A 24,722-nucleotide genomic window follows, 5' to 3' on the forward strand; every position below is an offset into this window, starting at 1 on the left:
GCGGACGGCGCGCGGTGCACTCCACGGGGCGTGGAGTGCAGCGAGGGGAAGGTCACATCGCCAGGACCTGCTGCGACTCAGCTAACGAGCATTAACCTTCCGTCATGACGGTCTCGCCCGAAGGGCTCCCCCTGGCCGCCGAGTTCTCGGACGCAACCCGTGAGCAATGGCAGCTCCTTGTCGAAGGTGTCCTGCGCAAGTCAGGTGCGCAGGACGTCCACGGCACCCGCGCCGAGGACGCGCTCACCACCGACCTCCAGGACGGGCTGCGCGCCCGCCCGCTGTACACCGCCGAGGACGCCCCGGCCGACGCCGGCTATCCCGGTTTCCCGCCGTACCTGCGGGGCGGCCGGGCGGAGGGGTCCGTGCTCTCCGGCTGGGAGGTCCGCCAGCGGCACGCCCACCCCGATCCGCAGCGGTGCAACGAAGCGGTGCTGGCGGACCTGGAGAACGGCGTCGGCTCGCTCTGGCTGACGGTCGGCGGCTCCGGCCTGCCGGTCACCGCGCTGCCGGACGTGCTCAACGGCGTCTACCTCGACCTGGCACCCGTCGTGCTCGACGCCGGGCCCGAATTCGCCGCCGCCGCCGAGCAGTTGCTCGCCGTCCTGGCGGAGCGTGAGGTGCCGGCCGACGCCGCGCGGGGCAACCTGGGCGCGGACCCGCTGGGCCTGCTGGCCCGTACCGGCCAGGACGCGCCCCTCGACGGGCAGCTCGCCGAGGCCGTCGCCCTCGCCGTCCGCTGCGACCGCGACCACCCCGGCCTGCGGGCGCTGACCGTGGACGCGCTCGCGTTCCACGACGCCGGCGCCTCCCCCGCCGAAGAGCTGGGCGCCTCGCTCGCCACCGGGGTCGCCTACCTGCGGGCGCTGACCGGGGCCGGGCTGTCGGTCGACGCGGCCTGCGCCCAGCTGGAGTTCCGCTACGCGGCGGACGCCGACCAGTTCCTCACCATCGCCAAGTTCCGCGCCGCCCGCAGGCTGTGGGCCCGGGTGACCCAGGTCGCGGGCGCGGCAGCCGGCCCCTCGGCGGCGCAGCGGCAGCACGCGGTCACCTCCAGCGTGATGATGACCGAGCGCGACCCCTGGGTGAACATGCTCCGCACCACGGTCGCCTGCCTGGCCGCCGGGGTCGGCGGCGCGGACGCGGTGACGGTGCTCCCGTTCGACACCGCGCTCGGTCTCCCGGACGCCTTCGCCCGCCGGGTCGCCCGGAACACCCAGGCGATCCTGCTGGAGGAGTCGCACCTGGCCCGGGTCATCGACCCGGCCGGCGGCTCCTGGTACGTCGAGCAGCTGACCGACGAGCTGGCCCGGGCCGCCTGGGCCTGGTTCCAGGAGATCGAGCGGGCCGGCGGCCAGGCCGCCGCCCTGCGCTCCGGGCTGGTCCGCGACCGGATCGCCGCGACCTGGGCGCAGCGCTCCACCGCCCTGGCCCGGCGCCGCGAACCCATCACCGGCGTCAGCGAGTTCCCCAATCTCCAGGAGCAGCCGGTGGTCCGCGAGCCGGCCCCGGCCCCGCTCGGCGGCGGCCTGCCCCGGGTGCGGCGCGCCGAGGCCTTCGAGGCGCTCCGGACCCGCTCCGACGCACAGCTCGCCGAGGCGGGGGCGCGGCCCCGGGTCTTCCTGGCGGCCCTCGGCCCGGCGGCCGTGCACACGGCCAGGTCCGGCTTCGCCGCCAACCTGTTCCAGGCCGGCGGTCTGGAAACCCGGCTCGCCGTCTCCTCCGAAGTGGCTGCCCTGGCTGAGGAGTTCGCGGCCGACGGGGCCACCGTGGCCTGCCTGTGTTCCAGCGACCAGCTGTACCAGGAGCACGCCGAGGAGCTCGCCGCCGCCCTGAAGGCGGCAGGCGCCCGACAGGTGCTGCTGGCCGGCCGGCCGGGCGACCGTCGCGAGGCGTACCAGCGGGCCGGGGTGGACGAGTTCGTCTTCGTGGGCAGCGACGTGGTCGCGGTCCTCTCCTCGGTGCTCGACCAGATCGGAGTGGCGCGATGATCCCGGACTTCTCGGAGATCGGCCTGGACGGCGCCGACGGCGCCCCGGCCACCGAAGGACAGTGGCGGGGGGCCTGGCAGCAGGCCACCGGCAAGGAGGTCGAGGACCTGGTCTGGGACACCCCCGAGGGCATCGGCGTCAAGCCGCTGTACACCGGCGCGGACCTGGCCGGTCTGGACTTCCTCGGCACCTACCCGGGCATCGCCCCGTACCTGCGCGGGCCCTACCCGACCATGTACGTCAACCAGCCCTGGACGGTCCGTCAATACGCCGGCTTCTCCACGGCGGAGGAGTCCAACGCGTTCTACCGGCGGAACCTGGCGGCCGGTCAGAAGGGCCTCTCGGTCGCCTTCGACCTGCCGACCCACCGCGGCTACGACAGCGACCACCCCCGGGTCACCGGCGACGTCGGCATGGCGGGCGTGGCCATCGACTCGATCTACGACATGCGCCAGCTCTTCGACGGCATCCCGCTGGACAAGATGTCGGTGTCGATGACCATGAACGGCGCCGTGCTGCCGATCCTGGCGCTCTACATCGTGGCGGCCGAGGAGCAGGGGGTGTCGCCCGAGAAGCTGGCGGGGACCATCCAGAACGACATCCTCAAGGAGTTCATGGTCCGGAACACCTACATCTACCCGCCGCAGCCCTCGATGCGGATCATCTCCGACATCTTCGCGTACACCTCGCAGAAGATGCCGCGCTACAACTCGATCTCGATCTCCGGCTACCACATCCAGGAGGCCGGGGCCACGGCCGACCTGGAGCTGGCGTACACCCTCGCCGACGGCGTGGAGTACCTGCGGGCCGGCCTCGATGCGGGCATGGACGTGGACGCCTTCGCGCCCCGGCTGTCGTTCTTCTGGGCGATCGGGATGAACTTCTTCATGGAGGTCGCCAAGCTCCGGGCGGCCCGGCTGCTCTGGGCCAAGCTGGTCGGGCAGTTCGACCCGCAGAACGCCAAGTCGCTTTCGCTGCGCACCCATTCGCAGACCTCCGGCTGGTCGCTCACCGCCCAGGACGTCTTCAACAACGTCACCCGCACCTGCGTGGAGGCGATGGCCGCCACCCAGGGCCACACCCAGTCGCTGCACACCAACGCCCTGGACGAGGCGCTGGCGCTGCCGACCGACTTCTCGGCCCGGATCGCCCGCAACACCCAGCTGATGCTGCAACAGGAGTCGGGCACCTGCCGGGTGATCGACCCCTGGGGCGGCAGCGCCTACGTCGAGAAGCTCACCCACGACCTGGCCGAGCGCGCCTGGCAGCACATCCAGGAGGTCGAGGCGGCCGGCGGCATGGCCAAGGCGATCGACGCCGGCATCCCCAAGCTCCGCATCGAGGAGGCCGCCGCCCGCACCCAGGCCCGGATCGACTCCGGCCGCCAGCCCGTGATCGGCGTCAACAAGTACCTGGTCGCCACCGACGAGCAGATCGACGTCCTCAAGGTCGACAACTCCTCCGTCCGCACCCAGCAGATCGAGAAGCTGCGCCGGCTGCGCGCCGAGCGCGACGAGGCCGCCTGCCAGGACGCCCTGCGCGCGCTGACCGCCTCCGCCGAGGCCGGGGCCCAGCGCGACGGCGGCCTGGAGGGCAACCTGCTGGCGCTGGCCGTGAACGCGGCCCGGGCGATGGCGACGGTCGGCGAGATCTCCGACGCGTTGGAGAAGGTCTACGGGCGCCACTCCGGCCAGATCCGTACCATCTCCGGTGTGTACCGCGACGAGGCAGGACCGTCCACGGCCGTGCAGCGCACCCGTGACCTGGTGGAGAAGTTCGAGGAGGCCGAGGGCCGCCGTCCGCGCATCCTGGTCGCCAAGATGGGCCAGGACGGGCACGACCGGGGGCAGAAGGTGATCGCCACCGCCTTCGCCGACCTCGGCTTCGTGGTGGACGTCGGCCCGCTGTTCCAGACCCCGGCCGAGGTCGCCCGGCAGGCCGTGGAAGCCGACGTGCACATCGTCGGCGTCTCCTCGCTGGCCGCCGGACACCTCACCCTGGTGCCCGCGCTCCGCGCCGAACTCGCCGAGGCCGGCCGGGAGGACATCACCATCGTGGTCGGTGGCGTCATCCCGCCGGGCGACTTCGACGCCCTGTACCAGGCCGGTGCCACCGCCGTGTTCCCGCCCGGCACGGTGATCCCCGACGCGGCCCACGACCTGCTGAGGACGCTGGCGGCGTCGCTCGGCCACGAGCTGTGAGCCGCTGACCCGATGGCCCGGACGATCGACCTCGACCAGTACATCCAGGGCGTGCTGGACGGCTCGCGCGCGTACATCGCGCGGGCCATCACCCTGGTGGAGTCCACCCGGCCCGACCACCGGGCGCTGGCCCAGCAGTTGCTGGTGGCGCTGCTGCCGCACTCGGGCAAGGCCGTCCGGGTCGGCATCACCGGTGTGCCCGGTGTCGGCAAGTCGACCTTCATCGAGGGTCTCGGCACCATGCTCACCGGGCTCGGCCACCGGGTCGCGGTGCTCGCCGTCGACCCGTCCTCCAGCCGGACTGGCGGCTCCATCCTGGGCGATAAGACCCGGATGGAGAAGCTCGCGGTCGACCCGGCCGCGTTCGTCCGGCCCTCGCCGACCTCCGGCACGCTCGGCGGGGTGGCCCGGGCCACCCGCGAGAGCATGGTGGTGATGGAGGCGGCCGGCTACGACGTCGTCCTGGTCGAGACCGTGGGTGTCGGCCAGTCGGAGACCACGGTGGCCAACATGGTCGACTCCTTCCTGCTGCTCACCCTGGCCCGCACCGGCGACCAGCTCCAGGGCATCAAGAAGGGCGTCCTGGAACTCGCCGACCTGGTCGCGGTGAACAAGGCCGACGGCCCGCACGAGCTCGACGCCCGGGCCGCCGCCCGGGAGTTGGCGGGTGCGCTGCGCCTGCTGCAGGCCCCGGACGCCGCCTGGACCACCCCGGTGCTCACCTGCAGCGGCCGGGACGGCGCCGGCCTGGACGCCCTCTGGGAGCGGCTGACCCAGCACCGGCAGATCCTGGAGGCGACCGGGTCGCTGACCGCCAAGCGCCGCGACCAGCAGGTGGCCTGGACCTGGGCGATGGTGCACGACCAGCTGCTCTCGCAGCTGCGCGAGCATCCCGGCGTGCGCCGGATCGTCCCGGACCTCGAACAGCAGGTCCGGGACGGCACCCTGACGGCCACTCTGGCCGCCGAACGCATCCTGGCGGGCTTCCGGGCGCCGGACGGCGGCTGACCCGCGCGCTCAGCGCCCGTGGAAGCCGATCCGGTCGCACGCCTCCGACGAGTCCGTCACCGGGCGGGCGGCCAGCAGGTCGCGGGCCCGGGACTCGGAGAGGCTGGTGGCGTACCACGGCCGGGGGCCGTCGGTGAGGCCGCGGGTGACCAGGGACAGGGCGCAGGCCCGCTGGTCGGCCGGCAGCCGGTCCAGGGCCGGGACGGCGTCCAGCGAGAGCCCGACGATGTTGCGCAGGTCGATCCGGTCGGTGCTCCGGTAGCGGGCCACGTTCTGCTCGGCGACCATCGCGTCCGGGCTCATCAGCCCGTAGACGGCGGCGGTGGCCATGGCGCTGAGCACCACGGCGCGCGGCAGCCAGCCGGCCGCCCGGCGGGCGCCCGCCACGATCACCAGCAGCAGCACCACACCGAGCCAGATCTCCACCACCAGGACCCAGAGCCGCAGTTGGGTCAACCCGGAGGCGTCGACGTAGTACCACATCCGGCCGAGCGCCGAGGCGACGACGACCAGGGTGAGGGTGCACAGCGCGCCCAGCAGGAGCTTGGCGAGCCGACGGTCCGACTCGGTGGCGCGCGGGGCCCAGCGGTTCGCGACGGCGACCACGACCAGGGTCAGCACGGTGATCACCATCAGTTGCCAGAAGCCCTGCCGGGCGTACTCGGACCGGCTCATCCCGGTCTTCGCCATGATGGCGTCCCGGCCGCCGAGCACCACGATCGCCTGGATCACGGCGAAGGCGCCGAACAGCAGGTTGAGCGCGGCCAGCGGCACCGCCCACTCCAGTCGGCCGCGCGGGCGGCCGGGCTTGACCACCGTCCGGTCCCAACGGCGCGGGCCGGCCGCGATGTGCGCGAAGCCGAGCGAGACCAGCAGGCCGAGGCAGAACAGGAAGGCGTGCTGCGGCAGGTCGCCGGGCTCCAGCTCCACCCGGGGGATCAGGTCCTCCAGCACCTCGGCCATCGCGGCGTCGGCGCTGACGAACAGTCCGCCGAAGACGGCCAGCAGGACGGCCGCCACCAGCGCCGCCTTGAGGACCGACACCGCCTTGCCCCGCCCGCCTGGCAGCCCGAGGCCGCGCAGGCCCGTGCGGGCCCAGCGCACGGACGGCACGAGCTGCCAGGCCAGTCCGGGCAGCGCGAGCAGCACGCCCAGCCAGCGCTTGCCGCCGTGCAGGGCGAGCGACGCCAGGCCCAGCGCGCAGACACCGGAGAGGACCACCGCCCAGTCGGCCTCGTACAGGGCGGGCACGGTGAGCAGCACGAGCGCGAGCACGCTCCAGACCACCGTCCAGGGCCGGACCGAGCGGCCCGCCGACCGGGCGGCGATGCCCGCCCCGACCGCCGTGACCAGGCCGCAGAGCAGCAGATTGACGCCCAGTGCGTCGGCCAGCAGCCAGCTGGTCAGCACTCCGGCGGCCAGCGCGAGGCCGACCACCCGGCGGGTGGCGGGCGCCTTCCGGCCGGGATCGCCGGCCCGCAGCCACTGGAACGGCTGCGGGGCCGGCGCCGACGGGCGGTACGTGTACGGGTCCCACTGCGGGCCGGGCGGCGGGGCGGCGGGGCTGGACGTAGCGGACATGAGTCCCCCTCAACGGTCGGCAGGCATGCGGAAGCCGCCCGGGGGCAGTCCGCCGTGGGCGCAGTTCAGCGCCTCGACGGGCTCGACTCTAGAGCATTCTGAACAGGTTCAAATACATCCGGCGCGGATGGTGCACCGAGTCGTGACACCGTCCCGGGGCCGCTGACCGGCCGTCCGCCGTCACCGGCCGTAGGTGTCGATGTTCTCGATCCGCCAGCTGCCGTCGGTGCGCACGGCATCGACCGCGAACATCGCCGCGGAGTAGCCGGCGGCGTCCTTGGCCCCGTCGGCGGTGCTGGTGTTGCGCTGGTCGGCGAAGATCACCAGCCGGGCCCGGTCGCCGTCCAGGGCGGCCACCGCCGCATCGGTGACCGTGGTGGTGAGCACCAGCTTCTTGGCCGCCGCCTGGGCCCGAACCTGGGCCAGCAGGGTGGCGTGCTGCTCGACCGCCCGGCCGGTGAGCAGTCGCCGGGCGGCCTGGTCGGTGCGGGCGGGGTCGGCGTGGGTGAAGGAGAACAGCTCGTTCACCGCCTCGGTGATCTTTCCCTTCACCTCGCTGGTACCGGCCGGGTCGGTGAGGGCGGTGTTGTGCTGCCCGGCGTCGGCCCGCAGGCCGGCGGCGGCCACCGTCGACCAGATCCCGAAGCCGCCGAGCAGCACGGCCAGCGCCAGCAGCACGGCGGGCAGCGGGCGGCGGCGCGGCGACCGCTTCGCGGGGGCCGGGTCCGGAGCCGGGGCGACGGGCGGGCGGCCGGCGGCCAGGCGGCGTTGACGGTTGATCAGGTGGCGGGTGGTGGTGGTCGACATGGCGGCGGTGCTCCTCACTGCCCGGCGGACGGCGTGGTCGGGGCGGTCGGCGCGACCGACGCGGTGGTGCCCATCGGGGCCTGGCCGAGGGCGCTGAGTTTCCAGCCCTCGCCCGTCCTGGTGAGCCGGCCGAGCATCCGGCTGTCCTTGCTGACCGGCTGCTCCTGCCCGGTCCGGACGGTGATCCGGATCGCGATCAGCACGGCGGCCTGACCGGACCGCTCGTCCAGCTCGGTGACCGCGCCGTCCAGCACGTGGGCGGTGGTGACGCTCCGGGCCTGCTGCACCTGCTTCTCGAACTCGCTGCGCCCCTGGACCAGTTGGCTGTGCAGCTCGCCGGTGGTGGACTGCTCCCAGAGGTCCAGCCCGGGCGCCAGGGCGGCGTGGTCCAGGGTGTTCAGGTTCTGTACGGCCTGCTCCCCCGCCGCCAGCGCCTGGTCCCTGGCCCGGGCCAGGTCGGCGGAGCCGTCGTGCGCGGCCGCGTACCAGGACCAGCCGCCCCACCCCGCCGCCACCGTCGCCGCCAGCAGCAGCCCGGCCGCGAGCACCGGCAGCCGGTCGCGAATCGCACGCACTGTCATCCACTCCTCCGTTACAGGGACTTGAGATCGGTGACCAGCCAGTGGCCGGCCTCCAGCCGGGCGCTGACCAGCAGTTGGGCGGCGGTGGCGGTGGGCGGCCCGTCCGCCCGCCGGGCGCTCTGGTCGAGCAGCACCAGCAGCTCGGCCCGGTCGGCACCGAGCCGGACCACCCCGGCGCTCACCACCCGGCTGGTCAGGACGAGTTGCTGCTCGCCGACCCAGCCGCCGAGCCGCTCGGTGAGCGCCAGGTACTGCTCCCCCGCCGTGCCGTCGAAGACCGCCCGGGCCGCCGTCCTGGTGCTCTCGCTGTCGGTGGCCGCGTAGGAGAAGGCCCGCCCGAGCGCCGACCCGACCTCCTCGGCCACCCGGCCGGTGGCGGCCCGGTCGGTGAACGCGCGGTCGGTGGTGTCGGCGCCGCTCCGGATCAGCTGTCCGGTCCCGAACAGCGCGAGCCCACCGAGCAGGACCAGTACCGGACCGCATCGCCGCAGGTACCGCAGCGCGCCCGCGACGGAGCGACCGAGCGGGCGCCTCACGCCGCCGCCACCGGTACGGTCGCCAGGTCGGCGGCCTTCCAGCCGTCCCCGGTCCGGGTCAGCGACACCGTCACCCGGCGCCGGTCGGTGCTCGACCCGCCGGTGGCGGAGACCCGTTCGAGCCGGACCACGGCGATCAGCCGGGCCGTGCCCGCCGCCGGGTCGAGCGCGGTCAGCGCCGCTCCGGCCAGGCTGGCGCGTACGGTCTGGTCCGGCGCCGGGGCGGCGCCGAGCCGGTCGTGCAGCGGTGCGTGGGTGACGGACAGCCAGCGGGCCCGGGTGGCCGCCGGGTCGGCGGCGTCCGCGCTGGTCAGTACGGTCACCGCGGTCCGCCCGGCCGCCAGCGCGCCGGCCCGGGCCCGGTCGTCGGCCGTGTCGCTGCGCGCCTGCCGGTGGCTCAGCCCGCCGAGCGCCAGCACGACCAGGGCCACTGCCCAGGCCAGCCCCCTCCTGGTCCGGGCGTTCCGGCCGGGCGCGGTCACGGCCTGGCCCCGGGCGTCGCGGGCGCCACCGGGGTCGGCACCCCGCCCTTGGGCGCGTTGCCCGAGCCGCGGACCGAAGTCCCGCTGCCCGCCGGTGCGTTGCAGCGCGCGTCGGCGTTGAAGGTCCCGGGCGAGGTGTCCAGGCCGTTGCGGTAGACGGTGCCCTGGTAGCCGTCGGTGCACGGCAGCGGCGAGAAGAAGGTCACGGCCATGCCCAGCCGGGCGCCGTCGGCGGTCACCGCGGTCGCCCCGGCAGCGGCGGCCGCCGGCAGCCGGACCAGCAGTTCCTCGATGCCGTGCTGCCGGGTGACGCCGAGCTCGGCGGTGGTCAGCAGGTTGGCCAGCAGCACGCTCAGCCCGGGGTCGACCTCCTTCAGCAGGGCGCTGACCTGACCGGCTGCCCCGGGCCCGGAGGCGATCAGCTTCCGCAGATCGCCGTCGGAGCGCGAGAGTTGGGCCGAGAGCTCGGCCGCACCGGTGGCGAACGCCCGGATCGCCGTGGCCTCCTCGTTCTGGGTCCGCAGCACCGCCTCGCCGTCCACGATCAACCGGTTGGTGGCGGGCAGCGCCCCGCTCGCGGCGGTCAGGAATCCCCGGCTGCCGTCCAGCAGCGCCTGCAGGTTGTCCGCCTGGCCGTTGAAGGCGATGCCGAACTCGTCCACCACGGTGCGCAGCGAGTTCAGCGGCACCGACGCGACCAGCGCGTCCACCCGGCCGAGCATGTCGGTGACCGGCGCCGGGACGGCGGTGTCGGCGCGGGCGATCTCAGCGCCGTCCCGCAGGTACGGCGCCTGGTCGGTGCTGGGGCGCAGGTCGATGTACTGCTCGCCGACGGCGGACAGGTTGGCCACCACCGCCTTCAGCCGGTCCGGGATCGGTGGCGCGTCCCGGGAGATCCGCAGTTCGGCCGTCACCCCGTCCGGGGTGAGCCGGATCGGGCCGACCCGGCCGACCGAGACGCCCCGGTAGGTGACGTCGGCGTGCTCGAACAGGCCTCCGGTGCGCTCCAGTTGGACGTCCACCTGGTAGTAGCCGCGCAGCCCGACGTACCGGCCGAGGTCGGCGTGCCGGATCGCGATGTAGCCGAGCACCAGGACGGCGATCAGCAGGAAGCCGAGGTTCTTCAACCGGACCGCGAGGGTGAGCATCAGCGCGCCTTTCCGGACGGTCCGGTGACGGAGGGCAGCGGCAACGGGAGCTGCCGGGCGAGGGATTCCGGTGCCGGCACCGGGTCCGGCTTGGGCGGCGGGTCGGCGGTGTCGTTCGGGTCGAGCTCGGGGATGATCCGGGTGCCCGGGGCGGCGGCCAGGTCCAGGTAGACGTTCAGGTAGTCGCCCTTGACGCCGCGCAGCACCTCGTCGGTGAACGGGTAGGTGAGCAGCACCTGGAGCGAGTCCGGCAGCGCCTTGCCCGCGTCGGCCAGCCGTTGCAGGGTGGGGGCGATCGCCTTGAGGTCGGCCACCATGTCGTCCCGGCTGCGGTTGACGGTGTCCACGGCGACCCCCGAGAGGGTGTCCAGCGAGCGCAGCAGGGTGACCAGGTCGCCGCGCTGCTCCTCCAGCACGGCCAGGCCGGGGCTGAGCCCGGTGAGCACGGTGCCGATCTGCTGGTCCCGGGTGGCCAGGGTGCTGGACAGCCGGTCGACGCCGTCCAGCGCGGCAGTCAACTCGGCCCGGTGGGAGTCGAGTTCGCCGGTGAAGGTGTTCAGCCGGTCCAGCACCGAGCGGAGCTGAGTCTCATTGCCGCTCAGCGCGTTGCCGAGCTCGGTGTTGATGCTCCGCAGCTGGTCGATCCCGCCACCGTTCAGCAGCATCGACAGCGCGCCGAACACCTCCTCCACCTCGGTGGAGCGCCCCGTCCTGCTGTCGGGGATCACCGCGCCGTCGACCAGACTGCCCTGGGCCGTCTCGGTGGCGGGCGGCGCGGTCAGCCGGACGTACTTCTCGCCGAGCAGGCCGGACTGCGCGAGTTCGGCGTAACTGTTCGCGGGCAGCCGGACCTTGCCGTTCAGCCGGAGGGTGACCACGGCGGTCCAGTCGTCCGGCGAGAGCTCGATCCCGGTCACCCGGCCGACCGCGACGCCGTTCACCTTGACCGCCGACTGCGGGACCAGGCTGAGCACGTCGGCGAACCGGACCGAGACCTGGTACGGGTGGTCGCCGAGGTCGGCGCCGCCCGGCAGCGGCAGGTCCTGGACGCCGCCGAAGCCGGCGCAGCCGGTCAGGAACACCAGCGGGAACAGCAGGAGTTGACGTCTCATCGGCCCACTCCGGGCAGTGGTAGCGGCAGGGCGGCGATCTCGGTCAGGTTGGCCCGGCCGGCCAGCGTGCCGGCCGCCGGGTCGTAGGCGCGCAGCAGGTTGCCGGCCGCCAGCGGCGCGGTGTCGAGCAGCTCGGCCAGCGAGGCCCGCTGGTCCACCAGGCTCTGCGTGATCGGCACCAACTGGTCGATGCTGTGAGCCAGTCGGCTCCGGTTCTGCTCGACGAAGGTCTTCACCTCGCCGAGCGCGACCGCGAGGTTCTGCAGGGCCAGCCCGAGTTCCTCCTTGTCCTGGGCCAGGAAGGTGTTGACGTCTGCCAGCCGGTCGGTGGCGGACCGGACCTGACGGTCGTTCTCCTGCAACATGCTGGTGAAGGACTGCAGTTGGGTCAGGGTGCCGAACAGGTCGTCGCTGCGGCCGGAGAGCGTCTTGGCTGCCCGGCCGAGCTGTTCGATGCTGTCGCCGATCGCCTTGCCGTTGCCGTCCAGGTTCCGGGCCCCGACCTCCAGCAACCGGGACAGCGCCCCGTCGGAGTTGGCGCCGTCCGGACCGAGTGCGGTGCTGAGGTCGGTCAGGCTCTGGTAGAGCTGGTCGATCTCGACCGGCTCGGCCGTCCGGTCGACCGGGATCACCGCCCGGTCGGCCAGCACCGGGCCGCCGGTCCAGGCCGGGGTGAGCTGGACGTACCGGTCGGCGACCACGCTCGGGGCGACCACCACGGCGGAGGCGTCGGCCGGGACCTTCACCCCGTGGTCGAGGGTGAGCTGCACCCGGACCCGTTCGCCCTCGGGGCGAACGGCGTCCACGGTGCCGACCTTGACGCCGAGCACCCGCAGGTCGGAACCCGCGTACACCCCCACGGCGTGGTCGAAGTAGACCGTCACCCGGCTTCCCTCCGGGCCGGGGACGGCGATCAGGACGGCCAGCAGTGCGGCCACGGCCGCACCGGTGCCGATCACGACGGAGCTCCTGGCGCCGGGTCGCTTCATCCCCGGCCTCCTTCCGGCCGGTTCGGCAGGCAGCCGGCGGCGGGTGACGTCCCGTCGGGCAGGTAGGACCGGGGCACCACCCCGCACAGGTAGGTGTCGAACCAGCGGCCGTTGCCGAGCGTGTTGCCCATCAGCCGGTAGTACGGGCCGAGCAGGGCGAGGGTCTGGTCCAGGCTCTGCTGGTTGTCCCGCAGCACGCCGGTGACCCGGTCCAGTGCGGCCAGCGTCGGGGCCAGCTGCCGCTCCTGGTCCCGGACCAGCCCGGTCAGCTGGCTGCCCAGTTCGCCGGTGCCGGTGAGCAGTTGGTGGACGGCCGTGCGGCGGCGCTGGATCTCGGCGAGCAGCTGGTCGCCGTCGTCGAGCAGGGCGGCGAACCGGCTGTTCTGGTCGCTCACCGTCTTGCTCAGCCAGGCGCTGCCGCTGAGCAGCCGGGCCAGCTGGGCGTCCCGGTCGGCCACCGTGCGGGAGAGCGCGGAGAGGCCGTCGGCGGCGCTGCGCACCGAGTCGGGGGTGTCCTTGAAGGTGTCGGCGATGGTCCGGAAGCTCTCCGCGAGCCTGCTGCCGTCGATCGCGCCGAGCGTCTTGCCGAGCCCGTCCAGCGCCTGGGTGACGTCGTACGGGGAGGTGGTCCGACTGGCCGGGATGGTCCGGTCCGGGTCCTGCTCGGCGGCGCCGAGCGGGTCGAGGGCGAGGTACTTCTCCCCCAGCAGGGTGCGGATGCCGATCGCGGCGGTGGAGGCGTCGCCGAGCCAGGTGTCCTTGACCCGGAAGGCCACCCGGACCTTGGCACCGGCCAGGCCGACCCCGGTCACCTTGCCGACCTTGGCCCCGGCGACCCGGACCTCGTTGCCCGGGCGCAGCCCGCCCGCCTCGGTGAACTCGGCGGTGTACTCGGTGCCCTGGCCGAGCAGCGGCAGCCGGTCGGCCTGGTAGGCGACGGCGGACAGCAGCAGGATCAGCAGCAGTCCGACCGCGCCGACCACGGCCTGGTTGCGTTCGCGCAGCGGCTTGAACAGGGGTTGGCGCAGCGTCCGGTTCATCCCTGGCACCTCGGTTCGGTGACGGTGATGCCGGTGGGCGGCGGACTGCCGTCGCTGGTGCCGACGCCGGTGACCGCGGCCTGGCAGAGGTAGAGGTTGAACCAGGAGCCGTACCCGGCCAGCCGGCCCAGCGTGCGCAGCTTCTCGGGGCTGCGCTGCAGGAAGCTCTCCAGCTGGGTGTTGTGCTCGGCCAGTCCGGTGGACAGCCGGCCCAGTTGGCCGATGGTGTCCTTGAGCGGCGGGCGGCTGTCCCGGAGCAGTCCGGCGGTGCTGGTGGTCAGCGCGCCCAGGGCCTGCACGGCCTCGCCGATCGGCTGCCGGTCGCGGGCGAAGCCGGCCACCAACTGCTGCACGGTGCCGACCAGTTCGGTGAAGCCCTGCTCGTGCGTGTTGACGGTGGCGACCACCGTGTTCAGGTTGTCGATCACCCGGCCGATCACCTCGTCCTTGGCCGCCAGCGTGCCGGTCAGCGAACCGACGCTGCGCAGCAGGCCGTCCACCGTGCCGCCCTGGCCCTGGAGCACCTGGACGATCTCCTCGGCGAGCTTGTTCACCTCGGTCGGCGAGAGGCCCTGGAACAGCGGCTGGAATCCGCTGAACAGCTGGGTCAGGTCGAGCGCGGGCCGGGTGCGCTCCAGCGGGATGGTCGAGCCGGGGTTCAGGTGGTCCGCCAACGGCCCGGCGCCGCGCTCCAGTTCGAGGTAGCGCTGGCCGACCAGGTTGAGGTACTTGACCGAGGCGGTGACCGAGGCGGGCAGCTGGGTGCCCCGGCGGACCGAGAAGCTCACCTGGGCGTACCGGCGGTCCACCACCGTGACGCTGTCCACCTCGCCGACCCGGACCCCGGCGATCCGTACGCTGTCGCCGACGCTCAGGCCGGTCACGTCGGTGAACCGGGCCCGGTAGCCGGAGGCGGCGTCCCCGAGGCCGGTGTCCACGATGCCCAGGGCCAGTGCGGTGGTGGCCAGTGCGGTGACCAGGATGAAGGCCAGCGACTTGGTGATCGGCGCGGCCAGACTGCGGCGTCTCATCCGAGCTTCACCTCGGCTCCGCGCAGCAGCGGTCCGGCCAGCACGCTGGTCCAGTCCGGCAGGTCCCCTCCGGGGGCCAGGAGTTCGTTCACCAGCGCGTTCTCCTGCGGTGAGTTGGGCAGGCCCAGGCCGAAGGCGGCGGGCATCGGGAAGCCCTCCCCCGCGGCTGCCGCGGGCGGCGTGCTGCCACGTCCGGTGTAGGGGGTGTCGTAGCACTTGGGTCCGCCGGTGGCGGTGTACGCGGGTGCGTCCTTGCCGGGCTGGTACTTGCCGCGCGACGGCAGGGTGGAGACGGTGACGTGCAGGCCGGGCCGGTCGGTGCCCTTGCCGAGCGCCTTGTCCATCACCGGTACGAAGTCGGACAGCTGACGCAGCGTGCAGGGGAAGGCGGGAGCGTACTCGGCGAGCAGCTCCAGGGTGGCCCGGCTGTCGGCGGAGAGCCGGATCAGGGTGGACCGGTTGCGCTGCAGGAAGTCGGTCAGGTCCCGGGCGCTGGTGCTGCCCGCCGCGTACAGCGCGCGCAGGCCGCCCTGCTGCCGGCTCAGCGTGCCGGTGGTGGTGGTCAGGTCGGTGAGTGCCTGGAGCAGGTCGGGGGCGGCGTCGCCGTAGGTCTGGCTGAACGTCACCAGCTGCCCGATGTCCCGGGTCAGGGCCGGGAGTTCGGGGTTCAGCCCGGCCAGGTAGGAGTCCAGGTCGACCAGGGTGGCGCCGAGCTGGGTGCCGCGTCCGCGCAGCGCGGTGGAGACCGCGTTCAGGGTGGCGGAGAGCTTCTCCGGCTGGACGGCGGTGAGCAGCGGCAGCAGGTGGTCGAGGACCTGTTCGAGTTCGACGGCCTCCGGCGAGCGGTCCTGGGCGATCACGGCGCCCGCCCGCAGCGGGCGGTCGGAGCCGGCGGCCGGGGGCACCAGGGCGACGAAACGTTCGCCGAACAGCGTGGTGGGCAGCAGCTGGGCCGTCACCCCGGCCGGGATGCCGGTCAGCCGGGCCGGGTCCAGCGCCAGGGTGAGCCTGGCCCGGTCGCCGTCGGCACCGACCGAGCGGACCCGGCCGACCACCACGCCGCGCAGCTTCACGTCGGCGTTGACGTGCAGCTCGTTGCCGGCCGCGGTGGTCTCCAGGGTCACGGTGGTCTCGTCGGCGAAGGTGCGGTCGTAGACCGCGACGCAGAGCCCGGCGAGCAGGGCGGGCACCACCAGGAAGACCACCCCGGCCACCAGCCGGCCCTGCCTGCGGGCGCTCATCCGGACACCCGCACCGTGGTGGTGGCTCCCCAGATGGCGAGCGAGAGGAAGAAGTCGGTGATGCTGATGATCACGATGGCGTTCCGCACCGACCGCCCGACCGCGATGCCCACCCCGGCCGGGCCGCCCTTGGCGTGGAAGCCGTAGTAGCAGTGCGCCAGGATCACGATCACGCTGAAGACCAGCACCTTGAAGCCGGACAGCAGCACGTCCGCCGGGGCCAGGAAGAGGTCGAAGTAGTGGTCGTAGGTGCCGGGTGACTGCCCGTTGACCACCACGGTCACCGCCCGCGAGGCGGCGTACGAGGAGAGCAGGCCGATGCCGTACAGCGGCAGCACCGCGACCACCCCGGCGATGATCCGGGTGGTCACCAGGTAGGGCAGGCTGCGGATGCCCATCCCCTCCAGCGCGTCCACCTCCTCGTTGATCCGCATCGCGCCGAGCTGGGCGGTGAAGCCCGCGCCGACCGTGGCGGACAGCGCCAGCCCGGCCACCAGCGGGGCGATCTCCCGGGTGTTGAAGTAGGCGGAGACGAAGCCGGTGAAGGCGGCGGTGCCGAGCTGGTTCATCGCGGCGTGGCCCTGCAGGCCCACTACGGTGCCGGTCGCGGCGGTCATCCCGATCATCACCCCGACGGTGCCGCCGATCACCCCCAACCCGCCACTGCCGAACGCGACTTCGGCTAGCAGCCGCTGCACCTCGCGGAAGTACCGGTACAGCGCGCGCGGTATCCACAGCAGGGCGGCGAGGTGGAACAGCAGGTGGTCACCGGTGCGTTCCAGCCAGGCCAGCGGAGAGCGGCGGGGCGGCTCGGGCGGGCCGCCCGGCGGTGTGGCGCGGTCCAGCAGGGCCATGGCTCAGGCTCCCTTCTGCGGGACGATCCGCAGGTAGACCGCGGTGAGCACGACGTTGACCACGAACAGCAGCAGGAAGGTGATCACCACGGCCTGGTTGACCGCGTCGCCGACGCCCTTCGGCCCGCCGCGCGGGTTCAGGCCCCGGTAGGCGGCCACGATCCCCGCGATGAAGCCGAAGATCAGCGCCTTCAGCTCGCTGATGTACAGGTCGGGCAGCTGGGCCAGCGCCGAGAAGCTGGCCAGGTAGGCTCCCGGAGTGCCGTGCTGGAGCACCACGTTGAAGAAGTAGCCGCCGAGCGTGCCGACCACCGAGACCAGCCCGTTCAGCAGTACGGCCACCGCCATCGCGGCCAGCACCCTGGGCACCACCAGCCGTTGGACCGGCGAGACGCCCATCACCTCCATCGCGTCCAGCTCCTCGCGGATCTTCCGCGACCCGAGGTCGGCACAGATCGCCGACCCGCCGGCCCCGGCGATCAGCAGCGCCACGATCAGCGGGCTGGCCTGCTGGATCACCGCCAGCACACTGGCCCCGCCGGTGAACGACTGGGCGCCCAACTGCTGCGCCAGCGAGCCGACCTGAAGTGCGATCACGGCACCGAACGGGATCGACACCAGCGCGGCGGGCAGGATCGTCACACTGGCCAGGAACCAGAACTGCTCGACCAGCTCCCGGACCTGGAACGGCCGCCGGAAGGTGTCCCGGACCGTCCCGGCGGACAGCGAGAGCAACTGCCCGGTGTGCCGCAGCGCGCCGGTCACCGCGCCACCTCCAGCCGGCGCTGCAACGCCCGGCGCGGCGGCAGCCCAGGCGAAGGCTGCAACTGCTCGGGCAGCGGCCGGAACTCCTCCACCGGTACGGTCTCCAGATCCTGCGCCTCCTGGTCCTTCTCCTCCGACATGCCGATCGGCCCGGCCCGCCGGCCGCTGAGGAACTGCCGCACCACCGGCTGCTCGCTGCGCAGCAGCTCCTCGCGCGAGCCGAAGGCGACCAGCTCACGGCGGAACAGCATGCCGATGTTGTCCGGCACGGTGGCGGCGATGTCCAGGTTGTGGGTGACGATCAACATGGTGGCGTCGATCTGCGCGTTCAGGTCGATCAGCAGCTGGGAGAGGTAGGAGGTGCGGACCGGGTCGAGGCCGGAGTCCGGCTCGTCGCACAGCACGATCTGCGGGTCCAGCACCAACGCGCGTGCCAGGCCCGCCCGTTTGCGCATCCCGCCGGAGATCTCGCCCGGCAGCTTGGCCTCCGAGCCGACCAGGCCGACCATCTCCATCCGCTCCATCACGATCCGACGGATCTCGTCCTCCTTCTTCCGGGTGTGCTCCCGGAGCGGGAAGGCGATGTTGTCGAAGAGGTTCAACGAGCCGAACAGCGCGCCGTCCTGGAACATCAGGCCGAACAGCCGACGGGCCCGGTAGATCTCCCGCTCGGGGCTGTTCACCATGTCGACGCCGTCCACCAGCACCCGGCCGCGCTCCGGCTTGAGCAGCCCGATCACCGACTTCAGGAAGACCGTCTTCCCGGTGCCGGACGGCCCGAGCAGCACCGTCACCTCGCCGGGCGGCAGCGTCAGCGTGACGTCCTCCCAGACGGTCTGCCGCCCGAAGGACTTGGTCAGCCCCTCCACGGTCACCTCGATTCCCATGGCACCTCCCGGTTCTCTCGGCTCAGTCGTGCTCCGCCGGTCATCGGCGCTGCGGCAGTGCGGGGAGTTCGATCTCCGGCTCGCAGCCGTTGGGCTGGTCGCTGGTCGGGGTGCAGATCGCCCCCTGGATCAGGTTCAGCGTGTTCCCGGGCCCGGAGACCGCCGCGGTGAACAGCCGGTCCAGGTTCTCCCCGCCGGTGCCGCAGCCGGTGAACGGCGGAATGGTCAGGTCGCGTTGGGACAGCGGGCCACCGCCCTGCAGGGTGTAGTCCGGCTTGCCGTCGCCGCCGTCCGGCAGGTAGTCGTCCTGCCGGCCCTTCAGCTCCAGGTTCACCGGCCGGACGGTCCGGCAGTTCGGGCCGACGTCCAGCGGGGTCCCGTTGATCCGCACGTCGTAGATCCGGAGCGACTGGTAGCCGCCGATGGTGAACTCGGCGGGCTGCTCCCAGTCCGAGTTCCCGGTGGCCACGATGGTCAGCAGCCCCTCCGGGATCAGCTCCATCTTGGCCGTGGTCGGCATGAAGCCGTAGGTCAGGAAGGTGGTGTCGGAGGGCGGCAGCTTCAGGTAGCCGAGCGAGTCCGCCTCGAAGTACGGCTGTTGGCCCGGCTCCGGGTCCCAGAGCGTGACGAACCGTCGGGTCATGTTCAGCGCGGCCAGCGCCGGCCCCCGCTCCGGGTCGTTCACCACCGAGGCCTGCCCGAGCTTGTGCACGTTGGCGAAGCCGACCGCGAAGGCGCAGGCCGGAGTCGGCGGGAACGGGTCCATGTCGGGGAACGGCAGCACCGTCGCCCCGGGCGGAACCGGCGGCAGCCGGGCCTGGTCCAGGTCGCCGATCGGCGGGTCGGGGCAGGTGTTCACCCCCGAGTGCAGCACCTTGGCCGCCACCGGCCGCGCGGCCACCGCGCCGGGCGCCGCGCCGGACGGGGCCCCGGCCACCGCACCGGCCAGCAGCGCGGCCGTCAGCACGGCGGCGGGCCGCACGGCACGGCGGCGCACAGCGTCCCTCATGGCTGAACTCCTCGGAACAGGGGTGGGGTCACCGGCCACGGCCGGTGCACCGGGGCTCGGGACGCAGGACACTACGGCCGGGTAACAAGCCGTCACAAGTGATCGCACGCGGACAGTTGGCGGCGGAGGTCCGGACCGGGTTTTTCTGTCACCGGATGACAAGTCCGCCGCACCGCTTCGTCACGCGGCACACATTCCGCACGCGGAACCCCGGCCCGGCGTTCCACCGGGTCGGGGCCCGCGAGCGCGCCGGGTCAGCTCACGGCGAGGTGATGACCTGCGGAGCGGCCAGCAGGTACGCGGCGTTGTAGACCGCCGCGTCGTTGTTGTTCAGCAGGCCCAGGCAGCTGCCCGAGACGGCGTACGCGTGCAGGTCGCCACCGCTGATGGTGAGGGTGTTGGTGGAGTTGTTGTAGCTGCCCGTGAGGGTGGCGGGCGAGGTGCTGGTCGGGCCGGCGAAGTCGGCGGTGCAACCGGCGCCGCTGATGTGGGCCTTGACGCCGGTGAGGGTGCCGGTGGTGACACCGGTGACCGAGTTGTAGCTCAGCGCGTTGAGCGCCCAGGGCAGGTTCAGCGGGGTGACCGCGAACGTGATGCCCAGCGGACCGGAACAGCTGGTCCAGCTCACCGAGGTGATGCTGGAGATCGGCAGCCCGTTGCTGGTGGGCGCCAGGGTGCCGGCGGCCGAGGACGAGCTGCAGGTCAGCTTGGTGCCGGTCTTGGTGTCGGTGAGCTTCGGCGAGGTCGCCTTGGCCGTCCAGGCGCCACCGGGGCTGGCCGTCCAGACCGCGGTGGTACCGGCGGTGGCGGCAGTGGGGGCAAAGGTCAGGCCGACGGCCGCGGTGAGCCCGGCAGCGGCGACCAGGGCACCCTTGACATGCTTGCGCACGGGGTGGTCCTTTCTGTGGGGTAACAGCACCCGGGCAGGCCGAACTCCGCTGCGAGCAGCAGGGATTCGAACCTCGGGAACCGTTGGGGAGCGGGGCGGTGGGTGGGGCTGCCCTCGCTGGACCGGGACATTACGCGCGGGTAATCAAGCCACGCAACGGCACTCGCAGAGATCCGGAAAACCCGGCTACCAGCGGGTATTTTCTTGTTCCCGGTGCACCAGAAGCGCTTCCCGACTTTGTCCGGAAGTGAGCGCTGCGCTCACCGCCGCCCCTCAACTCCCTTGCCGATCAGCAGTGTTCTGTGTCCTGAGTACTGCGCTGCCGACCGCTCGTGCTCTATCTTCGGCGAACCATCACATGTCGTATGCGTGCGGCCCAACGGCCGGACGTCAGGGGGATCCATGGCCACACCGCGCAAGGCGCCGGGCTTCACCGCGTCGATCGACCGGATACCGCGCGAACTGGCCGCTGTGATGCGTCCCGAACTCCCCAGCCTGCTCAAGGAGATGGCCGCCGAGATCGTCGGCGTCATCCCCGAGTACCGGGAGCTCCTGGAGGGTCCGAACGCCAAGGTGATCCGGGTCGGCATCGAGCAGAACGTCGCCACCTTCGTCGACCAGGTGGCTGCGCCGACCGCCACCACCTCGCTGCGCGACGAGATCTGCCGCCGGTTCGGCCGGCACGAGGCGTTCGAGGGCCGCAGCCTCGACATGCTCCAGGACGCGTACCGGATCGGCTGCCAGGTCGCGCTGCGCCGGGTCCGCACCGTCGGCCGCCGGCACAACCTCTCCGCCGCCGTCCTGATGGCCTTCGCCGACGCGCTCTTCGCCTACATGGGCGAGATCGCCGAACTCTCCCGCGAGGGCTACTTACAGGCCATGGCCGAGCTCGGCGAGGAGCCCGACAACCGGCGCCGCCGCCTGCTCCGCCGGATCCTCGGCGGCACCGCCGTCGCCCGGGGCGCCCTCGCCGAACTGGCCGAGCACGCCGCCTGGCCGCTCCCCGACCAGGTCACCCTGGTCGCGCTCGCCCCCGGCTCCCGCCCGCACCGGGCCGCGCTTGACCGCGACATCCTGATCGACCTGGCCGACCGCGAACCCCACCTGCTGCTGCCGGGCCCGGTCGACGACACCCGCCGCCCGGCGCTGGCCGCCGCACTGGCCGGCTGCCGGGCCGCCGTCGGGCTCACCACCCCACTCGCCGAGGCCGCCGAATCACTGCGCTGGGCACGGCAGTTGCTGGTCTTCGCCGAAGCGCCCCTGAGCCACTGCCAGGACCACCTGGTCCAGCTCTTCCTGCTCGGCGACCCGGCCCTGGTCCAGCAGATCGCCCGCCGCTACCTCGCCCCGCTCGCCGGCCTCACCCCCACCCGCCGGACCCGGCTGCTGGAGACCCTGAGCGCCTGGCTCACCACCCGGGCCACCGCCGCCGAACTCGCCGAGCACCTGGGCGTCCACCCGCAGACCGTGCGCTACCGCCTCCGGGTGCTGGAACGGGCCTTCGGCGACCGGCTCGCCGACCCGGAGGTCCGGTTCGCCACCGAGATCGCGTTACGGGCGGCCGCGGTCGCCAGGCCGGAGCGCTGAGCCCGACCGGTCCGTCGACACCCCGTCAGCCGTTCTTCCCAACTCCCGGGGACGGGAGGCAGGATGGCCATGACAACTCCGGCAGCGCCAGCCACCGAAGGGCCGTCCCATGACCACGATCACGCACCGCCAGGTCGAATCCACCAGCGGACTGTCGATGCACATCGCCGAGGCGGGCAGCGGCCCCCTGGTCCTGCTGCTGCACGGCTTCCCGGAGAGCTGGTACTCCTGGCGCCACCAGCTCGTCGCGCTGGCCGAGGCCGGCTACCACGCCGTCGCCCCCGACCAGCGCGGCTACGGCGCGACCGGCGGACCGGACGAGGTCGACCAGTACTCCCTGCTCCACCTGTCCGGCGACGTCCTCGGCCTGCTCCCCGCACTCGGCGCCGACCGCGCCGTGGTGGTCGGCCACGACTGGGGCGCCCCGGTCGCCTGGACCTCCGCCCTGCTCCGCCCCGACCTGGTCCGCGGCGTGGTCGGCCTCTCCGTCCCGCCGTTCCCGCGCGGGCCGATGCCGCTGCTCCAGCTGTTCCGTCAACTCCTCGGCCACACCTACTACATGGTCCACTTCCAGCAGCCCGGCGTCGCCGACGCCGAGCTCGCCCGGGACCCGTACACCACCTTCCGCACGGTGCTGGCCGGTCGCCCCCGGCTCAGCGCCGACCAGGTCGCCCTGGTCCCCGAGGGCAGCGGCTTCCTCGACATGTTCACCCTGCCCACGGATCTTCCCGACTGGCTCACCGAGGACGACCTCGCCCACTTCGCCGCCGAGTTCGCCACCAACGGCTTCACCCGCCCGCTCAACTGGTACCGCAACCTCGACAACAACTGGTACCTCACCGCCCCCTGGCACGACGCCCGGATCCTGCCCCCGGCCCTCCTGATCGTCGGCGAACACGACCTCGTCGTCGCCAACGACGGCGCCCGGGCCGGCCTCGCCGCACTGAACGACCTCGCCCCCAACCTCGCGGAACCCCTCTGGCTCCCCGACTGCGGCCACTGGACCCAGCAGGAGAAGCCCAAGGAGGTCAACCAGGCCCTGCTCGGCTTCCTGGACGGCCTCGCCGACTAGCCCGGCAGCAGGGCGTCCGGCCGAAGCGGTGGCCCGTACGGGGTCCAGGGTTGTTCTTGAATGGTCGCTCAGGTATGTTTCCCCCATGCCCAGACCTCGCGAGTTCGAGCCTGACACCGTCCTGAACGTGGCCATGCTGCGGTTCTGGGAGCGCGGATACCGGGCGACCTCGATCGAGGATCTGGTGCAGGCCACCGGGGTCAAACCCGGCAGTCTCTACAGTGCGTTCCCGGGCGGCAAGCACACGCTCTTCCTGAAGTCACTGGAGCGCTACTCCCGGCTGGTCGTCCCCGAGAAGCTGGGTGAACTGGACGCCTCCGACGCCTCGGTGGCCGAGATCCGCGGCTACTTCGACGGGCTGGTGCACGACCTCCTCAGCCCCGAGGGCCGACGGGGCTGCCTGCTCGTCAACACGGCGATCGAGAACGCCGCCGAGGACGACGAGGCGGCCGCCGCCGTCCGTGGCCACCTGGCCCGACTGGAACGGTGCATGACCCATGCACTGGAGAACGCGGCCCGCAGGGGCCAGGTACGCGCCGGACTGGACTGCGCCGGCAGCGCCAAGCTGCTGGTCGCCACCTGCCAGGGGCTGATGGTGGTCGGGAAGGCCAATCCCGACGAGACGCTCCTGCGGACGATCGTCGACAACGCCTTCGGCGCTCTCGTCTGACGGCAGCCCAACCGGGCCACCGCACGCGGTGGCCCGTTCTTCGCAGCAATACTTGAATAGACACTCAAGAATGGAGCCGGGCCATGCAGGCCATCGTCATCTCCGCCCACGGCGGTCCCGAGGTTCTCACCCGTACCGAACTGCCCGACCCGGTGCCCGCCGCCGGGGAAGTGCTGATCCGGGTCAAGGCATTCGGACTCAACCACGCCGAGGCGTACATGCGGAGCGGCGCCTGGGGAAATGTCGCCGCCGTCCCCGGAATCGAGTGCGCCGGGGTGGTCGAGGCCGACCCCTCGGGTGAACTCCCGGTCGGCACCAGGGTGGTGGCGATCCTGGGCGGCATGGGGCGGACCAGGAACGGCAGCTACGCGGAGTTGGTGACCGTGCCGGCCACCAACGTGGTGGCCGTGCGCTCCGCGCTCGACTGGGCCGAGCTGGCTGCCGTGCCCGAGGTGTACGCGACGGCGTGGAGCGGCCTCTTCGGCAACCTGGACCTGCGTCCGGGCGAGACGGTCCTGGTACGGGGAGCCACCTCCTCGCTCGGCCAGGCCGCCGTCGACCTGGCCGTCGACCACGGCGCGACCGTCCTCGCCACGACCCGGAACCCGGCGCACGTACCGCTCCTGACGGCACTCGGGGCAAGCGACGTGCTCATCGACGACGGTGCCCTCGCCTCTCAGGTGAGGGAGCGTGAGATCAGCGTCGACGCGGTGTTCGACATCGTCGGGAACAGCGTCCTGCGGGACTCGCTGGCCCTGGTACGCCCGTGTGGCCGGGTGTGCCAGCTCGGCTTCCTGGGCGGCTTCGAACCGGTGCCGGACTTCGCGCCGCTCACCGATCTCCCCAGCGGGGTCCTGCTCAGCTTCTTCGGCAGCGCCTTCGTCCTGGGCACCCCCGCCTTCCCGCTCACCGACGTGCCGCTGGACGAGATCTACGCCAAGATCGCGGCCGGCACCCTCCGGGGCCGGCCGAGCCGGGTCTACCGATTCGACCAGATCGTCGAAGCCCACCGGGCGATGGATGCCGGCGAAGCGCTCGGAAAGATGGTCGTCACCGTCGATCAGTCGCGCTGACACCTGTGGGCCTTTGACCGTGCCCGACCGTGCCCTGGTCCGGAAATGCAGAAAGCCCCGCCGGTTACCCGGCGGGGCTTTCTGACTAAAGATTGTTCGGCGGCGTCCTACTCTCCCACAGGGTCCCCCCTGCAGTACCATCGGCGCTATGAGGCTTAGCTTCCGGGT

22 protein-coding genes, 1 rRNA gene and 1 pseudogene are annotated in these 24,722 nt (G+C 72.6%); 7 read left to right on the plus strand and 17 right to left on the minus strand.

Going from position 1 to position 24,722, the window contains the following annotated elements; genetic code table 11:
* Positions 1-104: 104 nt before the first annotated feature.
* From ACIRPK_RS31825 to meaB, 3 genes are read left to right on the plus strand one after another with little or no spacing between them, the layout of a single operon-like run.
* Positions 105-1,991: a methylmalonyl-CoA mutase family protein gene (locus tag ACIRPK_RS31825; protein WP_403044993.1), complete on the plus strand. Its 1,887-nt coding sequence runs from the start codon at positions 105-107 to the stop codon at positions 1,989-1,991.
* Positions 1,988-4,192, plus strand: a complete 2,205-nt coding sequence (gene scpA, locus ACIRPK_RS31830) for a methylmalonyl-CoA mutase (protein ID WP_403044995.1) — start codon at positions 1,988-1,990, stop codon at positions 4,190-4,192. The genes ACIRPK_RS31825 and scpA overlap by 4 nt, the downstream gene beginning before the upstream one ends.
* A 12-nt stretch (positions 4,193-4,204) precedes the next feature.
* Positions 4,205-5,200 (plus strand): methylmalonyl Co-A mutase-associated GTPase MeaB, encoded by a 996-nt coding sequence (meaB, locus tag ACIRPK_RS31835; RefSeq protein WP_403044998.1) that lies wholly within the window; start codon positions 4,205-4,207, stop codon positions 5,198-5,200.
* Between the two features lie 9 nt (positions 5,201-5,209).
* Here meaB and ACIRPK_RS31840 read toward each other — a convergent pair whose 3' ends face one another.
* The 16 genes and pseudogenes from ACIRPK_RS31840 to ACIRPK_RS31915 form a co-directional block, all read right to left on the minus strand.
* Positions 5,210-6,781 (minus strand): DUF4153 domain-containing protein, encoded by a 1,572-nt coding sequence (locus ACIRPK_RS31840; RefSeq protein WP_403045000.1) that lies wholly within the window; start codon positions 6,779-6,781, stop codon positions 5,210-5,212.
* A gap of 180 nt (positions 6,782-6,961) precedes the next feature.
* Entirely contained in the window at positions 6,962-7,588 is a 627-nt protein-coding gene (locus ACIRPK_RS31845) for a hypothetical protein (protein WP_403045003.1), read from the minus strand.
* Between the two features lie 14 nt (positions 7,589-7,602).
* Complete coding sequence (locus tag ACIRPK_RS31850; protein ID WP_403045005.1) at positions 7,603-8,169, minus strand: hypothetical protein; 567 nt, start codon at positions 8,167-8,169, stop codon at positions 7,603-7,605.
* 11 nt (positions 8,170-8,180) lie between these two features.
* On the minus strand, positions 8,181-8,705 hold the full coding sequence (locus tag ACIRPK_RS31855) for a hypothetical protein (RefSeq protein WP_403045008.1): 525 nt from the start codon (positions 8,703-8,705) through the stop codon (positions 8,181-8,183).
* Positions 8,702-9,187, minus strand: a complete 486-nt coding sequence (locus ACIRPK_RS31860) for a hypothetical protein (RefSeq protein ID WP_403045011.1) — start codon at positions 9,185-9,187, stop codon at positions 8,702-8,704. The genes ACIRPK_RS31855 and ACIRPK_RS31860 overlap by 4 nt, the downstream gene beginning before the upstream one ends.
* Complete coding sequence (locus ACIRPK_RS31865) at positions 9,184-10,335, minus strand: MlaD family protein (protein WP_403045014.1); 1,152 nt, start codon at positions 10,333-10,335, stop codon at positions 9,184-9,186. Before ACIRPK_RS31865 ends, ACIRPK_RS31860 begins: the two co-directional genes overlap by 4 nt.
* The gene (locus tag ACIRPK_RS31870) at positions 10,335-11,447 is read right to left on the minus strand and encodes an MCE family protein (RefSeq protein ID WP_403045016.1); all 1,113 of its coding nucleotides are present in this window, start codon (positions 11,445-11,447) and stop codon (positions 10,335-10,337) included. The genes ACIRPK_RS31865 and ACIRPK_RS31870 overlap by 1 nt, the downstream gene beginning before the upstream one ends.
* Positions 11,444-12,436, minus strand: coding sequence for an MCE family protein (locus ACIRPK_RS31875; protein ID WP_403045018.1), 993 nt, complete (start codon positions 12,434-12,436; stop codon positions 11,444-11,446). Before ACIRPK_RS31875 ends, ACIRPK_RS31870 begins: the two co-directional genes overlap by 4 nt.
* Positions 12,433-13,476, minus strand: a complete 1,044-nt coding sequence (locus tag ACIRPK_RS31880) for an MCE family protein (RefSeq protein ID WP_403045021.1) — start codon at positions 13,474-13,476, stop codon at positions 12,433-12,435. The genes ACIRPK_RS31875 and ACIRPK_RS31880 overlap by 4 nt, the downstream gene beginning before the upstream one ends.
* Positions 13,473-14,507 (minus strand): MCE family protein, encoded by a 1,035-nt coding sequence (locus ACIRPK_RS31885; RefSeq protein WP_403045024.1) that lies wholly within the window; start codon positions 14,505-14,507, stop codon positions 13,473-13,475. Before ACIRPK_RS31885 ends, ACIRPK_RS31880 begins: the two co-directional genes overlap by 4 nt.
* Complete coding sequence (locus ACIRPK_RS31890) at positions 14,504-15,748, minus strand: MCE family protein (protein WP_403045027.1); 1,245 nt, start codon at positions 15,746-15,748, stop codon at positions 14,504-14,506. The genes ACIRPK_RS31885 and ACIRPK_RS31890 overlap by 4 nt, the downstream gene beginning before the upstream one ends.
* On the minus strand, positions 15,745-16,602 hold the full coding sequence (locus ACIRPK_RS31895; RefSeq protein ID WP_403045029.1) for an MlaE family ABC transporter permease: 858 nt from the start codon (positions 16,600-16,602) through the stop codon (positions 15,745-15,747). Before ACIRPK_RS31895 ends, ACIRPK_RS31890 begins: the two co-directional genes overlap by 4 nt.
* 3 nt (positions 16,603-16,605) lie before the next feature.
* Complete coding sequence (locus tag ACIRPK_RS31900; RefSeq protein ID WP_403045032.1) at positions 16,606-17,367, minus strand: MlaE family ABC transporter permease; 762 nt, start codon at positions 17,365-17,367, stop codon at positions 16,606-16,608.
* Between the two features lie 8 nt (positions 17,368-17,375).
* Positions 17,376-18,254, minus strand: a pseudogene (locus ACIRPK_RS31905) (ABC transporter ATP-binding protein); the annotation flags it as partial.
* Positions 18,255-18,294: 40 nt separating this feature from the next.
* The gene (locus ACIRPK_RS31910) at positions 18,295-19,263 is read right to left on the minus strand and encodes a hypothetical protein (protein WP_403045035.1); all 969 of its coding nucleotides are present in this window, start codon (positions 19,261-19,263) and stop codon (positions 18,295-18,297) included.
* Between the two features lie 259 nt (positions 19,264-19,522).
* Positions 19,523-20,152, minus strand: a complete 630-nt coding sequence (locus ACIRPK_RS31915; RefSeq protein ID WP_403045038.1) for a hypothetical protein — start codon at positions 20,150-20,152, stop codon at positions 19,523-19,525.
* A gap of 402 nt (positions 20,153-20,554) precedes the next feature.
* Here ACIRPK_RS31915 and ACIRPK_RS31920 point away from each other — a divergent pair, with 402 nt between their 5' ends.
* From ACIRPK_RS31920 to ACIRPK_RS31935, 4 genes are all read left to right on the plus strand, one after another.
* On the plus strand, positions 20,555-21,739 hold the full coding sequence (locus tag ACIRPK_RS31920; RefSeq protein WP_403045040.1) for a helix-turn-helix domain-containing protein: 1,185 nt from the start codon (positions 20,555-20,557) through the stop codon (positions 21,737-21,739).
* Positions 21,740-21,848: 109 nt separating this feature from the next.
* The gene (locus ACIRPK_RS31925) at positions 21,849-22,811 is read left to right on the plus strand and encodes an alpha/beta fold hydrolase (RefSeq protein ID WP_403045042.1); all 963 of its coding nucleotides are present in this window, start codon (positions 21,849-21,851) and stop codon (positions 22,809-22,811) included.
* A gap of 85 nt (positions 22,812-22,896) precedes the next feature.
* Positions 22,897-23,481: a TetR/AcrR family transcriptional regulator gene (locus ACIRPK_RS31930; RefSeq protein ID WP_403045044.1), complete on the plus strand. Its 585-nt coding sequence runs from the start codon at positions 22,897-22,899 to the stop codon at positions 23,479-23,481.
* Positions 23,482-23,564: 83 nt separating this feature from the next.
* Complete coding sequence (locus ACIRPK_RS31935; protein WP_403045047.1) at positions 23,565-24,554, plus strand: zinc-binding dehydrogenase; 990 nt, start codon at positions 23,565-23,567, stop codon at positions 24,552-24,554.
* Positions 24,555-24,648: 94 nt separating this feature from the next.
* Here the strand turns inward: ACIRPK_RS31935 and rrf are convergent.
* Positions 24,649-24,722, minus strand: a 5S ribosomal RNA gene (gene rrf / locus ACIRPK_RS31940); the annotation flags it as partial.

It is taken from the genome of Kitasatospora sp. NPDC101801 (genome assembly GCF_044766665.1).
GTDB lineage: Bacteria > Actinomycetota > Actinomycetes > Streptomycetales > Streptomycetaceae > Kitasatospora.

Coding starts and splice junctions, on each gene's coding strand:
- ACIRPK_RS31825 (WP_403044993.1), top strand. CDS start 105: ATGACGGTCTCGCCCGAAGGGCTCCCCCTGGCCGCCGAGTTCTCGGAC.
- scpA (WP_403044995.1), top strand. CDS start 1,988: ATGATCCCGGACTTCTCGGAGATCGGCCTGGACGGCGCCGACGGCGCC.
- meaB (WP_403044998.1), top strand. CDS start 4,205: ATGGCCCGGACGATCGACCTCGACCAGTACATCCAGGGCGTGCTGGAC.
- ACIRPK_RS31840 (WP_403045000.1), bottom strand. CDS start 6,781: ATGTCCGCTACGTCCAGCCCCGCCGCCCCGCCGCCCGGCCCGCAGTGG.
- ACIRPK_RS31845 (WP_403045003.1), bottom strand. CDS start 7,588: ATGTCGACCACCACCACCCGCCACCTGATCAACCGTCAACGCCGCCTG.
- ACIRPK_RS31850 (WP_403045005.1), bottom strand. CDS start 8,169: ATGACAGTGCGTGCGATTCGCGACCGGCTGCCGGTGCTCGCGGCCGGG.
- ACIRPK_RS31865 (WP_403045014.1), bottom strand. CDS start 10,335: ATGCTCACCCTCGCGGTCCGGTTGAAGAACCTCGGCTTCCTGCTGATC.
- ACIRPK_RS31870 (WP_403045016.1), bottom strand. CDS start 11,447: ATGAGACGTCAACTCCTGCTGTTCCCGCTGGTGTTCCTGACCGGCTGC.
- ACIRPK_RS31875 (WP_403045018.1), bottom strand. CDS start 12,436: ATGAAGCGACCCGGCGCCAGGAGCTCCGTCGTGATCGGCACCGGTGCG.
- ACIRPK_RS31880 (WP_403045021.1), bottom strand. CDS start 13,476: ATGAACCGGACGCTGCGCCAACCCCTGTTCAAGCCGCTGCGCGAACGC.
- ACIRPK_RS31885 (WP_403045024.1), bottom strand. CDS start 14,507: ATGAGACGCCGCAGTCTGGCCGCGCCGATCACCAAGTCGCTGGCCTTC.
- ACIRPK_RS31890 (WP_403045027.1), bottom strand. CDS start 15,748: ATGAGCGCCCGCAGGCAGGGCCGGCTGGTGGCCGGGGTGGTCTTCCTG.
- ACIRPK_RS31895 (WP_403045029.1), bottom strand. CDS start 16,602: ATGGCCCTGCTGGACCGCGCCACACCGCCGGGCGGCCCGCCCGAGCCG.
- ACIRPK_RS31910 (WP_403045035.1), bottom strand. CDS start 19,263: ATGAGGGACGCTGTGCGCCGCCGTGCCGTGCGGCCCGCCGCCGTGCTG.
- ACIRPK_RS31920 (WP_403045040.1), top strand. CDS start 20,555: ATGGCCACACCGCGCAAGGCGCCGGGCTTCACCGCGTCGATCGACCGG.
- ACIRPK_RS31925 (WP_403045042.1), top strand. CDS start 21,849: ATGACCACGATCACGCACCGCCAGGTCGAATCCACCAGCGGACTGTCG.
- ACIRPK_RS31930 (WP_403045044.1), top strand. CDS start 22,897: ATGCCCAGACCTCGCGAGTTCGAGCCTGACACCGTCCTGAACGTGGCC.
- ACIRPK_RS31935 (WP_403045047.1), top strand. CDS start 23,565: ATGCAGGCCATCGTCATCTCCGCCCACGGCGGTCCCGAGGTTCTCACC.